This window comes from Novosphingobium colocasiae, from assembly GCF_014652555.1.
Lineage (GTDB): Bacteria > Pseudomonadota > Alphaproteobacteria > Sphingomonadales > Sphingomonadaceae > Novosphingobium > Novosphingobium colocasiae.
Genome location: NZ_BMZA01000032.1, coordinates 1 through 11,765, shown reverse-complemented (window position 1 = coordinate 11,765; position 11,765 = coordinate 1). Strand labels below are relative to the sequence as shown.

Here is an 11,765-nt window from a genome sequence, read left to right as displayed (position 1 = left end):
AGCGGCTATCAGCGCTTCAATCCCGCGCCGTGCAAGGCGGCCTACAGCCCACGGTTACACCGCGGCTACGATGCCGACTGGTTCCGCGCCGCCCTGGCCGAACGCGGCATCAGCGCCTGCATCCCCTCAAAGAGCAACCGCAAAATCCCGATCCCCCACGATACCGTGCTCTACCGCAAGCGCCATCGGATCGAGAACATGTTCGGAAAACTCAAGGACTGGCGCCGCATCCACACCCGTTACGACCGATGCGCCCATACCTTCATGTCCGCCATCTGCATCGCCGCAACCGTCATCTTCTGGCTCAATCAATGAGCCCTGAGCCTAGTCATAGCTCAGGGGCCGGCAAATCTCAAAGCCGTGGTCGGCATGATCGACCACGGCGCCATCGATCTCCTTCATGCTGTGCGTGACATCGCTCGCCTTTATCTGGATCAGATCGCTTTGCTCACCCAAAAGATCGAAGAGCTGCACTTCAAACTTCGCGCGGCGACGAAGGTCGATGACGCCATGCGTCGAATCCTCACTTGATTGAATTAGCGCATCCGCCCGAGGGGATTTCGTTCGGGAGCTTCGAGCGCACATAGAATGGCGCCTGCGGGCCGTTACCTCAGGAATGGCAGCTGCCCGATATAGTCCAGCTTGCCGATTTTCACCCCCTTGTGGCGAAGGATTGCGTAGGCCGTCACCATGTGGAAATAGAAGTTTGGAACCGCGTGCTGGTAGAAATAGTCCTTTCCGCGAAAGGCTCCGCTCCAGCCCGGGGGCGCGACAATACGATCTTCCCAGCCCGCAAATTCCCCCTCGTTTATCGACGAGATATAACCGATCGTCTCATCGATGCGCACTTTGAGTTCCGAAATAGTCTTTTCGCTGTTCGCAGAGACTGGAGGCTGTCTACCGGCCAGCACTGCCGTAGCGAGGCTCGCCGTATCACAGACCCATTGAACCTGGCTCGTGAGAGGCAGCATATCGGGTGCCAGGCGCGCGTTCAAAAGAACTTCAGCCTCAAACCCGTTCGCGTTCGCATGTGCCTGCGCTTTGTCCAGGAGACGAGAAAGAGTGTGAAGCATTTTGGTGAATTGCGTGATCTGTGCGTACATCGTTATCGTCCTTCGCTTAAGAAATTAGCCCGCCACCCAGCGAACGGTACAGCTCCACCATATTGCTCTCGCGCATGAGGCGCGTGGTGATCAACTGCTGCTGGGCGGAATAAGAGGTGCGTTGGGAATCCAGTGTCGTAAGAAAAGACTCGACGCCGGAGCGATAGCGCGCGTCGGAAATCCTGAGCGCGACGTTCGCAGCTTCAACCCGGGCGGTCTGAGCTGCGAGCTGTTCATCTATGGTCCCGCGCTGCGCGAGCGCGTCCGCCACTTCGCGAAACGCCGTCTGCACGGTCTTTTCATAGCTCGAGACGGCCACCTGCTGCCCTGCGCGGGCGGCATCTAGATTGCCGCGCAGCCGTCCCCCATCAAACAATGGCAGCGAGATCGAAGGAGCGCCAGTATAAGTGAAGCCGCCGCCGGCGAAGAGGCCGCCAAGCGCGGCACTGATCGTCCCTAGGGTCGCGGTCAGCGAGATGCGCGGGAACAGGGCCGCGCGCGCCGCGCCGATATTGGCGTTCTGCGCGACCAGCTGATGCTCGGCCTGCAATATGTCGGGGCGGCGTAGCAGGATGTCGGAGGACAGGCCGGCAGGAAGCAGCGGCAGCGCCGCTGTTCCGCTGCCGAGCCCTTGTGGTAACAACGCGTCGAGCACTGGAGCGCCGACCAACAGGTCGAGTGCATTCTTATCCTGCGCCACCCGCGTCTTGAGAACGGCAATGTCGTTCCGGGCACCCTGATAAGCGGTCTCGGCCTGTCGTGCCTCGAGTTCAGAGGCGATGCCGATCCGAAACTGCGCCCGCGTAAGCTCCAGAGATTTTTCGAAGGAGATCATGTATTCCTGCGAAATGCGAAGCTGGTCCTGATCCGCAGCATAGGTCAGCCACGCCGTCGCGATTTCGGCGATGAGGCTGATCCGCGTTGCACGCTGGGCCTCCTCGGTCGCAAAATATTGCTCCAGAGCCGCGCGGTTGAGATTGCGGAGGCGGCCGAACAGATCTAGCTCGAAGGCAGAGAAACCGGCATTGATTGAGTAGAACTCGACGTCGCGCGACGACGCCCCCACGCCAGTGCCCGAGCCAGCACCACCGGCGCTAGCACCGGCTCCGCCGCCCAACGCCCCGGAAGCGCCCTGGATATTGCTGGTATAGCTCGCCGAACCTGACAGTGTCGTCGACGGGACCAGATCGGCCCGCTGGACGCGGTAGTGGGCCCGCGCTTGCAGCACATTGGCCGCCGCGATGCGCAGGTCCCGGTTATTCTTCAGCCCCAGGGCGATGGAACGGCGAAGGCGGTCGTCAGTGAAGAATGACTGCCACCCTATGCTGGTAACGTCCGGGGCGTCGGATGTGGCAGGCGGATAGATGCCATCCTGCGGCAGCACCGCTGGAACAGCCCCCTCCGGGCGGACATATTTGGGGGCTAGATTGCATCCGGCAAGCGCGGTCGCCGCCAACAGAGCGAGCGCGGATCTGGATCGGATCATTGATCAAGCTCCCTGTGGTGCGGAAGGCGAGCTGAGCTCGGCATCTCGGGGGCGGCGGTCGTTCTGCGAATTCTTATCAACCTTGTTGCGATCGAACAGACGCATGACGACGACAAAGAACATCGGCACAAAGAAGATTGCCAGGATCGTTGCGGACAACATGCCCCCCACAACAGCGCTACCAATGGCGTTCTGTCCCCCCGCACCAGCGCCGTTCGCTATGGCCAACGGGACCACTCCGAAGACGAAAGCGAGGCTAGTCATCAAGATCGGGCGCAAACGCAGCTTGGCGGCTTCGATCGCAGCGTCGAAGGCACTGTATCCTTGTCGCATCTTGTCCTCGGCGAACTCGACAATCAGAATCGCGTTCTTCGCCGACACGCCGATCGTGGTGATCAGACCGACCTGCAGGTAGATGTCGTTGTTCGCCCCCGTGAGCAGAGCGGCCAGCAGGGCGCCAACGACGCCAAGCGGTACGACCAGCATGACCGAGATCGGGACCGACCAGCTTTCGTAAAGCGCTGCAAGGCACATGAAGACGATCAGCAGCGAGAGGCCGTAGAGCGCCGGGGCCTGGCCACCAGACAGTTTTTCCTCATAGCTGATACCGGTCCAGTCGAGCCGGGTGCCGGGCGGCAGTTTCGCCTGCATGTCTTCCATCGCCTTCATCGCATCACCTGACGAGACACCCGGCGCCTCCTGCCCGAGGATTTCCATCGAAGGCTGCCCGTTATACCGGGTGAGTTGCATCGGACCCTGATGCCAGTCGATCGAGGAGAAGGCGGTGAACGGCGCCATTGTGCCGTTGGCGCCCCGCACATAGAGGTCGCCGATATCATCGGGTGCCATACGATAGGGCGCATCGGCCTGGACGTAGACGCGTTTCACCCGGCCCCGGTCGATGAAATCGTTCACGTAAGAGCCACCCCAAGCGGTTGCGATCGTGTTGTTGACGGTTGAAAGGTCAAGGCCAAGCGCTCGCGCCTTGTTCCGATCGACGTTGACGCTGAGCTGCGGTGCGTCATCGACCGAATTAGGACGCACGCCAACGAGCGCTTTGTTCTGCGCTGCCATGCCAAGGAGCTGGTTGCGCGCAGCCAGCAGCTTATCATGGCCAATGCCGCCCTCGTCGACCAGTTGCATGTCAAACCCTGTGGCATTGCCCAGTTCCTGGACGGCAGGCGGGGTGAAGGCGAAGATCAGGCCGTCCTTGTAGCGCGCGAACGCAGCGATCGCTCGGCCTGCGATCGCCTGCGCGCGGTTCTTCGCCCCCGGACGATCTTTCCACTCTTTCATTGGGATAAAGGCGATGCCGCTGTTCTGGCCTTGCCCTGCAAAGCTGAAGCCATTGATCGTGAGGACGCCGTTGATGGCATCGCCGGCATCGCTCAGGAAATGGTCGCGGATCAGATCGAGGCCTTTCTGGGTTCGCGCCGTGGTCGCCCCTGGCGGGCCCTGCACCACAGCGATAATCACACCCTGATCTTCTTCGGGCAGGAAGCCGCTTGGCAAACGCATGAACAAGACGACCATACCGACCACGATCAGTGCATAGATGATAAGCGAGCGTGTCCAGCGCTGCGCAGTCGAGCGCACGCCCTTTTCATAGCGATCACGCCCACGGTCGAACCGGTCGTTGAACCAACGGAAGAAGCGCGCAAGCGGGCCATGGCCTTCCGCCTTGTCCGGGTCGTGCGGCTTGAGGATGGTCGCACACAGCGCAGGCGTCAGGATGACGGCGACAGCGACCGACATCGCCATAGCCGAGACGATTGTGATGGAGAACTGGCGATAGATCACGCCCGTCGAGCCACCGAAAAACGCCATCGGCAGGAACACAGCGGAGAGCACGGCCGCGATACCGATCAACGCGCCGGTGATTTCCTTCATGGATTTGCGCGCTGCTTCCCTGGGCGACAGGTGCTCGGTCGCGATCAGTCGCTCGACATTCTCGACGACGACAATTGCGTCGTCGACCAGGAGACCGATGGCCAGCACCATGCCGAACAGGGTGAGCGTGTTGATCGAAAAGCCGAACGCCGCCAGCACCGCGAACGTACCCGTTAGCACCACCGGCACCGCGATCGTCGGGATCAGAGTGGCGCGAAAATTCTGGAGAAACAGGAACATCACGAGGAAGACGAGCACAATCGCCTCTGCCAGCGTCTCGATAACCTGCTCAATCGACAGTCGGACGAAAGGCGACGTATCGTAGGGGAAAACAACCTTCACGTCAGAGGGAAATTGGCTAGACAGCTCGTTGACCCGCACTTTGACCGCAGCAATAGTGTCGAGCGCGTTGGCGCCCGGGGCCAGCTTGATATTGATGCCCGAGGCAGGCTTGCCATTCCACTGCGCCGAGTAGCCGTAGTTGTCTGCGCCAATCTCGATGCGCGCAACGTCGCCCAACCGGACGATCGATCCGTCGATGTTGCTCTTCAGGCCAATCTCGGCGAACTGTTCGGGGGAGGTGAAGCGGGACGACACAGAGACGGTCGCGTTGAGCATCTGCTCCTTGGGCGCGGGCTGCGCACCGATCTGACCCGCCGACACCTGAGCGTTTTCGGCCCTTATCGCGTCGGTCAAATCCTCCATCGTCAGCGCGTAATTATTAAGCTTGATCGGGTCGACCCAGATCCGCATCGCAAATTGCGACCCGAAGATCATCGTATCTCCTACGCCGTTGACGCGCGAAAGTGGGTCGGCAATCCGCGATGCGACGATATCTGAAAGATCCTCCGCGCTATGGGCCCCATTATCAGAATAGAGGCCGACGAACAGCGGGAAGAACTGCGACGCCTTGGCGACGATGATGCCCTGGCGCTGAACCTCCTGGGGCAGCAGCGGAGTTGCCGCCTGCAGCTTGTTCTGGACCTGCACCTGCGCGATGTCGGGATCGGTCCCCTGCTCGAAGGTCAGCGTGATCGTCACGCTGCCCGCAGAGGAGGAGGAAGATGAGAAGTAGCGAAGGTGGTCGATCCCCTTCATCTGCTGCTCTATGATCTGGGTTGTCGTGTTTTCCAGTGTCCTGGCGTCGGCCCCTGGATAGTTGGCCGTGATTGACACCGCTGGCGGCGCAATCGGTGGGAACTGCTCGATCGGTAGCGCCCGCAGCGACAAGAGCCCCGCGATGACGACCAGTCCGGCCAGCACATAGGCAAAAATCGGGCGATCGATGAAATAGCGTGCCATGGCCGGTTAATTCGCTTGGCTTGCGATTTGCGGCTGCGCGACGGCGAGTTTGGCCTGCGGATCCCATGGTTTGCCCTCAACGGGCATGCCCGGACGCAGCATCATGCCGCCCTCGATTACAACTTTATCGCCAGTCTTCAGTCCGCTATTGACGAGCCAGTTGCCACCAATGGCGCGGCCGGTCTGAAGCGTTCGCCCTTCAACCTTGTTGCCCGCCCCAACCACCAAAACCGTAGCCTGCCCCTTTTCATCACGGCTGACGGCACGTTGCGGGACGAGGAAGGCCTTGGACTGTATCCCTTCGACGAGCGACGCGCGCACGAACATGCCGGGCAGCAGCAGCCCGTTGGCATTGGGCATGAGCGCACGGAGCGCCTGCGATCCAGTGGTGGGATCGACGGTCACGTCGGTGAAGCGCAATGTGCCCTGCGGGCCATAGTCGCTGCCGTCCTCCAGCTTCAGCTTGACCTGGGCACTGCCCTCCCGGGTGAGATGGCCGCTCATCACCTGCCGCCGAAGCTTTAGCAGCTCGGTGCTGGATTGCTGGATATCGACATAGATCGGGTCAATACGCTGGATAGTGGCGAGCGCATCGGTTTGCGATGCCGATACCAGCGCGCCGACGGTGTACACTGACCGACCGATCCGGCCGGTGATCGGGGCGCGGATGGTGGTTCGGGCCAGATCGATCTGAGCGGATCGCAACGCGGCCTGCTGCGCGGCGACGTCGGCACGGGCTTGCGCCGCGCTGGTCTGCGCGTTCTCAAACTCCTGCCGGGAGATCGCATTGACTTTGACCAGTTCGCCATAACGCCGCGCCAGCGCGGCGCTCGACGCAATGCCTGCCTGGGCGCGGGTCAGCGCGGCGCGGGCGCTGGCAACCTGTGCCTGATAGGGCGCAGGGTCAATGCGGTATAAGGCTTGCCCCTGCCGGACCACGTCACCCTCGACAAAAAGCCTCTGGTTGATCAGGCCACTCACTTGAGGACGGACATCGGAAGTCTCGAATGCAGTTGTGCGCCCGGGTAACTCGTTAGTGAGGGTTACAGGCTGCTCGCTGGCGACTAGATAACTTACCGACGTCGGCGCTGGCGCTGCCACCTGCTGGTCGCCGCCATCGCCGCACGCAGCCAGAGCTAGAAGGGTGGCAGATGCCAACACACGACTCATACGCCGCCCGGAAGTCATATCATTTCTCGCTTGCAAAAATGTATGTTATCGATCACTCACTAACAATGTTGTTAAACTCCCTGATCGAGCGCGTCAACAGATTACAGAAGGCCCCATCATGACGAACGTCGATGCCCCTGCTCTCACCCGCGCGGAAATGCGCCGGAATACCATCAAGGAAGTGGCCAGGCGCCTGTTCGTCGAGAACGGGTTCCATGCTACGGGAATAGCCATCATTGCCCGGGAATCCGGGTTAGCCGTCCAGCAGCTCTACCGTGACTTCTCGTCAAAAGAGGACATCATCGCCGCCATCGTCGAGGCAAATTGCGAAAGAATCGGAAACCAGGAAGCACTCGCGACGGCGCTTGCCAATAAGGATCGCGAAGCCATCATCGGATGGCTGGTTTCTACGCCGTCCCGCGACGACGAACTGGGTGACCGGCTATTCCTCGAGATCATCGCCGAAGTGACGCGCAACGAGCGGATCAGGGCGATCTTTCTGGAAGTCCGTTCTCAGGCTTTCGAAAACATCAGTCGTGCCTTTGCCGGGCTGATGGGAAGCGATGTGGTGGACGATAAACACCGCGCGCTGGCCCATGCGTTTATGCTCATCGAACTGGGTTCGGTCTGCACACGGACGCTCCACCAGGAGTCGGTGAAGACGACCAGCGACAGGCTGATCATCAGCCTGATCGAAGGGGCAAGATAGGTACAGGCTGCCTCCTCGGGGGTCTGAGCCCCCTCCATGATACGGAACCTTGAATTATGATCCCACTGTCAATCCTCGAACTTGGACGTGTGCGCGAAGGATCGGATCGTCGCAACGCGCTCGACAACGCCCGCGCGCTGGCCCAGCATGCCGAACGTCTGGGCTATCGCCGCATCTGGGTCGCCGAGCATCACAACTCGCCGGCCGTGTCCACGGCAGCGACATCTCTCGTAGTGGCACATATCGCGGCCGGTACGACCTCGATCCGCGTCGGTGCCGGCGGCATCATGCTTCCCAACCACGCCCCTTACGTTGTCGCAGAACAATTCGGCACGCTGGAAACGCTTTATCCGGGACGGATCGACCTCGGGTTAGGGCGCGCGCCCGGCACCGACGGGATGACCTTGCGCGCACTCCGGCGCGCCCCTGGAAACGCAGAAAACTTTCCTCAGGATGTCGTCGAGCTACAGGGGTATCTCGCCCCCAGGGGCGAGATGCAGCGGATCGAGGCTGTCCCGGGCTCAGGGACTAACGTGCCGATATGGATACTGGGCTCGAGCCTGTTTGGAGCACAACTCGCAGCCGCTCTCGGCCTTCCCTATGCCTTCGGGTCACAATTTTCTCCTCAGGCCCTTCATCATGCGCTGGAAGCCTACAGAGCGAATTTCCGCCCATCCAAGCAGTTGCAAAAGCCCTACGCCTTGGTCGGGGTCAATGTGATCGCTGGGGAGACGGATGAAGAGGCGCGTATGCTTGCGACCTCGCAGCAAATGTCTTTCGCCGACCTGTTCAGAGGCAAGATCAGCCTGCTCCAGCCACCCATCGACGATATCGAGATGTACTGGACGCCACAGGAAAAAGCGCAGGCCAATCAGATGCTGGACTGCAGCATCGTGGGTAGCGTCGAGACTGTCCGCAACGGCCTCAATCGGCTTGTCGCCGAAACTCAGGCTGATGAGTTGATGATCGTGTCCGACATCTTCGACTTCGACAAACGACGACAGTCGCTGGAGATAACCGCTCGCGCATTAGGATAAGATTACAGATGTGCGGAAGGGCATGTTGAGGCGAACTTTAACAGCCCGAAGCGTCGCGCCATGATACGGGCAGAGCGGGATCGAACGTCGCGTCAATATCACAATGACCGTAGCGTCTCATTGTCACGTCGTACATCCCGACGCAAATCTATTTGCGAAAAAAATGTATCGGATATGTCCAAAAACGTCACGACCGGAACATTAACGCTCATGTCAAATTGAAATGGCAGGTAAAGTTATGGACCAATTTGATTGTTCTCGCCTAGCGAACGCTCGATCATGGACTGGCGTCACCCTAATAGCGGCGGCAACTTTTCTGCTAGTTACCTCCGAGGTCCTGCCAATTGCGCTGCTGTCGCCGATCGCGCGCGGCTTTGGTATTTCGGAAGGGACCGCTGGCCTCTCTATTACAGCGCCGGGCATCGTCGCTGCCATAACGGCGCCGCTGCTGACTATCCTGGCAGGGCGGATCGACAGGCGCACCATTATCATTGTGCTGACACTCGCCGTCATCGCTTCAAATGTCATAGCAATGCTGGCGTCGACCTTTACCGTTTTTATCGTCGGCCGCTTGATCCTGGGTCTGGCGGTTGGAGGCCTATGGTCATTCGCCGTGGCGGTAGGTCGCCGATTGGTCCCGGAAGCGGCAGGTGCGCGCGCAACGTCAATTATCGTAGCTGGGATCAGCGCCGGTACGGTGTGCGGGATGCCGGTAGGCGCGGTGGCGAGCGATCTGTCCGGGTGGCGGACAATGTTCGCGGTCATCGCCGCGCTGGGCTTGGTCGTCGCGATCATGCAGATGCGGATCCTGCCACGCCTGCCAACCGTGGTAGTGATCGATGGCACCCGACTTTTAGGTTTTGCGAAAGTGCCGATGGCAAGGATCGGCCTGATTTCCAGCAGCTTCGTCGGTGTGGGGCATTTCATCGCGTACACGTTCATTGAGCCCTATCTTCGCGATACCCTGTCGCTAGGCCGGTCCGGCATCGCGGTGGCGCTCACTGGCTATGCCGTGGCAGGGATCGCCGGCACCTTCGTAGGCGAACGGCTCGCGACCCGCGATGTACGCCGCGCGCTCGTCATCACCGCCATCGCAGTCGGTTTGTGCCTTGTCGCGGCCGTAGCAGCGACGAGCGTACCGATCGCTGGTATCGGCGTGGTAGTGCTATGGGGCCTTGCCTTCGGAGCGTTCCCGGTCTGCGTGCAGATATGGATGTTTACGTCCTCACCCTCGCTGTTCGAGGCGGGTTCGGCGCTGATGGTAAGTTCCTTTCAGGTCGCACTCGCCGTGGGCGCTGCGATCGGCGGGGTTCTGGTCGACACCACGGGCATTTTAATTACTTTTCTTGTGGGGGGAGGCGTGTGTGCCATCGGTGCCGTCATTCCCCTGTTGATACGCGCCCAGGCCGTGAATGGCTGACGATAGCAATTGGCAGATAAGCAGTGCTGGGCGCAGGTTTTCGCTTTACCCTCGCAGCGAGCGACGGTCGCGCCAAGACCGCATGAGATAGGATCAGTGGCCGAAGCGCTTTGATACGCTGCTCTTCGCATTTCAGTATTGAATCAGTAAATGGGGACAGATCATGGATTCGCCGGAAGAATACCAATTTTCGATCTCAGACGACGTTATTGAGACGACACTTGAACGTGTTCGACAGACGCGATGGCCGCGTCGCCTTGGAAGCGGCGGTTGGGACTTTGGGATAAGCCATGATTTCATGCGTACTTTCGCCGAATACTGGACTGAACACTACAATTGGCGCGATACGGAAGCTGCGCTCAACGCCTGGCCCCAGTACCGGGTCGCGATCGGCGATTGCAAAATCCATTTCTATCATGTGCGCGGGGAGGCGGCCGGGTCCCGCCCTCTCCTTCTGACTCATGGCTGGCCGGGTTCGATCCTGGAGTTCGTGCCGATGATCGAAAGACTAACGCATCCATCACGTCATGGCGGGCGGGCGGAAGACGCCTTTACCGTCGTCATCCCGTCGGTCCCGGGTTTCGCCGCCTCCGAGTTGCCCGACGGGCATCCAATGGGACCGGTGATGACGGCCGACCTATGGCGCACCCTTATGGTGGACGTGTTGGGATATCAGCGCTTTGGAATACAAGGAGGTGATTTCGGCGCGATCGTAAGCATCCAGTTGGCAAAGCGCCACCGTCGCCACATCGCAGCGATGCATCTGAATGCTCTCCCAGTGCTCGTGCCAACAGGCGAGCAATTGACCGCAGAAGAGACGTCCTACGCCGAGCGGTGCAACCAGATCGCCGCAACGGAATTCGGCTACATGAACCTGCACGGCTTCAAGACGAACACCGTTTCCTTCGCACTAGATGATAACCCTTTGGGAATGGCTGCCTGGATTCTTGAAAAGTTTCATGGGTGGAGCGACAATGATGGCGACATTCTCGACGCCTTCACCCTGGAACAGTTGTGCGCCAACGTGTCGCTCTATTCATTTACTGGCACTATCGGCAGCAGCATCGCTCTCTATGAAGGGTTCGGTCGAGAAATCGGATTTGCCTTCCCGCCGTCGCCTAGGCTAGAGGTGCCGACAGCAGCGGCAATTTTTCCACGAGAATTGCTGCCTGCCAGACCGCCGCGCAGCTTGGCGGATCGACACTATGATATCCGTCGCTGGACAGAAATGCCGCGCGGCGGCCACTTCGCCGCCATGGAACAGCCCGATCTTCTTGTTGCAGACATCCAAGAATTTTTCCAAGAGTATATATGAAATTTGAACGAATTTTGCGGCTGCTTGCATGATAATAGAATCTCATTTATATAATTATGACCTCCTTGAGTGTTTGACATTGATCTGTGATATTTTTTTCGCAAAATAGTCTTTTTCTTTTAACTATTTCTGCAGCAGATTCGTGTCGATCGACGTGGCAGATTTTATTCCTTCGATACAATGATGGAGGCGACGGCCCAGCGTTCGCGGCCCGTTATTCCAATAGCGTTCGCTGTGGCGTTGGCGTTCGTCCCGTTCATCAGCTCTGTATTTAGGTAAGCGATGTGCTCAGACCACGGCGATCCATGGCATGAGGTCGCCCACTGCGTTTGC

General features: G+C 59.6%; 10 protein-coding genes. 6 read left to right on the top strand and 4 right to left on the bottom strand.

All coding sequences use genetic code 11. The features are described from left to right. Window positions 1-315: transposase (locus tag IE122_RS17550; protein WP_189622541.1), on the top strand; the 315-nt coding region annotated here is incomplete at its 5' end. A 45-nt stretch (window positions 316-360) separates the two neighbouring features. Next, window positions 361-531 (top strand): hypothetical protein, encoded by a 171-nt coding sequence (locus tag IE122_RS17545; RefSeq protein WP_189622540.1) that lies wholly within the window; start codon window positions 361-363, stop codon window positions 529-531. 74 nt (window positions 532-605) lie between these two features. Here IE122_RS17545 and IE122_RS17540 read toward each other — a convergent pair whose 3' ends face one another. From IE122_RS17540 to IE122_RS17525, 4 genes are read right to left on the bottom strand one after another with little or no spacing between them, the layout of a single operon-like run. Then, complete coding sequence (locus IE122_RS17540) at window positions 606-1,103, bottom strand: DUF1993 domain-containing protein (protein ID WP_189622539.1); 498 nt, start codon at window positions 1,101-1,103, stop codon at window positions 606-608. A 16-nt stretch (window positions 1,104-1,119) separates the two neighbouring features. Further along, a complete protein-coding gene (locus IE122_RS17535; protein ID WP_189622538.1) occupies window positions 1,120-2,589 on the bottom strand; it encodes an efflux transporter outer membrane subunit in 1,470 nt (489 codons plus the stop codon). Window positions 2,590-2,592: 3 nt separating this feature from the next. Next, on the bottom strand, window positions 2,593-5,781 hold the full coding sequence (locus tag IE122_RS17530; protein WP_189622537.1) for an efflux RND transporter permease subunit: 3,189 nt from the start codon (window positions 5,779-5,781) through the stop codon (window positions 2,593-2,595). Between the two features lie 6 nt (window positions 5,782-5,787). Beyond that, the gene (locus IE122_RS17525) at window positions 5,788-6,969 is read right to left on the bottom strand and encodes an efflux RND transporter periplasmic adaptor subunit (protein ID WP_189622536.1); all 1,182 of its coding nucleotides are present in this window, start codon (window positions 6,967-6,969) and stop codon (window positions 5,788-5,790) included. A 100-nt stretch (window positions 6,970-7,069) separates the two neighbouring features. Here IE122_RS17525 and IE122_RS17520 point away from each other — a divergent pair, with 100 nt between their 5' ends. The 4 genes from IE122_RS17520 (at window position 7,070) to IE122_RS17505 (ending at window position 11,432) form a co-directional block, all read left to right on the top strand. Further along, a complete protein-coding gene (locus IE122_RS17520; RefSeq protein WP_189622535.1) occupies window positions 7,070-7,660 on the top strand; it encodes a TetR/AcrR family transcriptional regulator in 591 nt (196 codons plus the stop codon). Between the two features lie 56 nt (window positions 7,661-7,716). Next, on the top strand, window positions 7,717-8,697 hold the full coding sequence (locus IE122_RS17515) for an LLM class flavin-dependent oxidoreductase (RefSeq protein ID WP_189622534.1): 981 nt from the start codon (window positions 7,717-7,719) through the stop codon (window positions 8,695-8,697). A gap of 238 nt (window positions 8,698-8,935) precedes the next feature. Further along, the gene (locus IE122_RS17510; protein WP_189622533.1) at window positions 8,936-10,117 is read left to right on the top strand and encodes an MFS transporter; all 1,182 of its coding nucleotides are present in this window, start codon (window positions 8,936-8,938) and stop codon (window positions 10,115-10,117) included. A gap of 163 nt (window positions 10,118-10,280) precedes the next feature. Further along, complete coding sequence (locus IE122_RS17505) at window positions 10,281-11,432, top strand: epoxide hydrolase family protein (protein ID WP_189622532.1); 1,152 nt, start codon at window positions 10,281-10,283, stop codon at window positions 11,430-11,432. The last annotated feature ends 333 nt before the right edge of the window (window positions 11,433-11,765 follow it).

Coding starts and splice junctions, on each gene's coding strand:
- IE122_RS17525 (WP_189622536.1), bottom strand. CDS start 6,969: ATGACTTCCGGGCGGCGTATGAGTCGTGTGTTGGCATCTGCCACCCTT.
- IE122_RS17520 (WP_189622535.1), top strand. CDS start 7,070: ATGACGAACGTCGATGCCCCTGCTCTCACCCGCGCGGAAATGCGCCGG.
- IE122_RS17540 (WP_189622539.1), bottom strand. CDS start 1,103: ATGTACGCACAGATCACGCAATTCACCAAAATGCTTCACACTCTTTCT.
- IE122_RS17510 (WP_189622533.1), top strand. CDS start 8,936: ATGGACCAATTTGATTGTTCTCGCCTAGCGAACGCTCGATCATGGACT.
- IE122_RS17535 (WP_189622538.1), bottom strand. CDS start 2,589: ATGATCCGATCCAGATCCGCGCTCGCTCTGTTGGCGGCGACCGCGCTT.
- IE122_RS17530 (WP_189622537.1), bottom strand. CDS start 5,781: ATGGCACGCTATTTCATCGATCGCCCGATTTTTGCCTATGTGCTGGCC.
- IE122_RS17515 (WP_189622534.1), top strand. CDS start 7,717: ATGATCCCACTGTCAATCCTCGAACTTGGACGTGTGCGCGAAGGATCG.
- IE122_RS17505 (WP_189622532.1), top strand. CDS start 10,281: ATGGATTCGCCGGAAGAATACCAATTTTCGATCTCAGACGACGTTATT.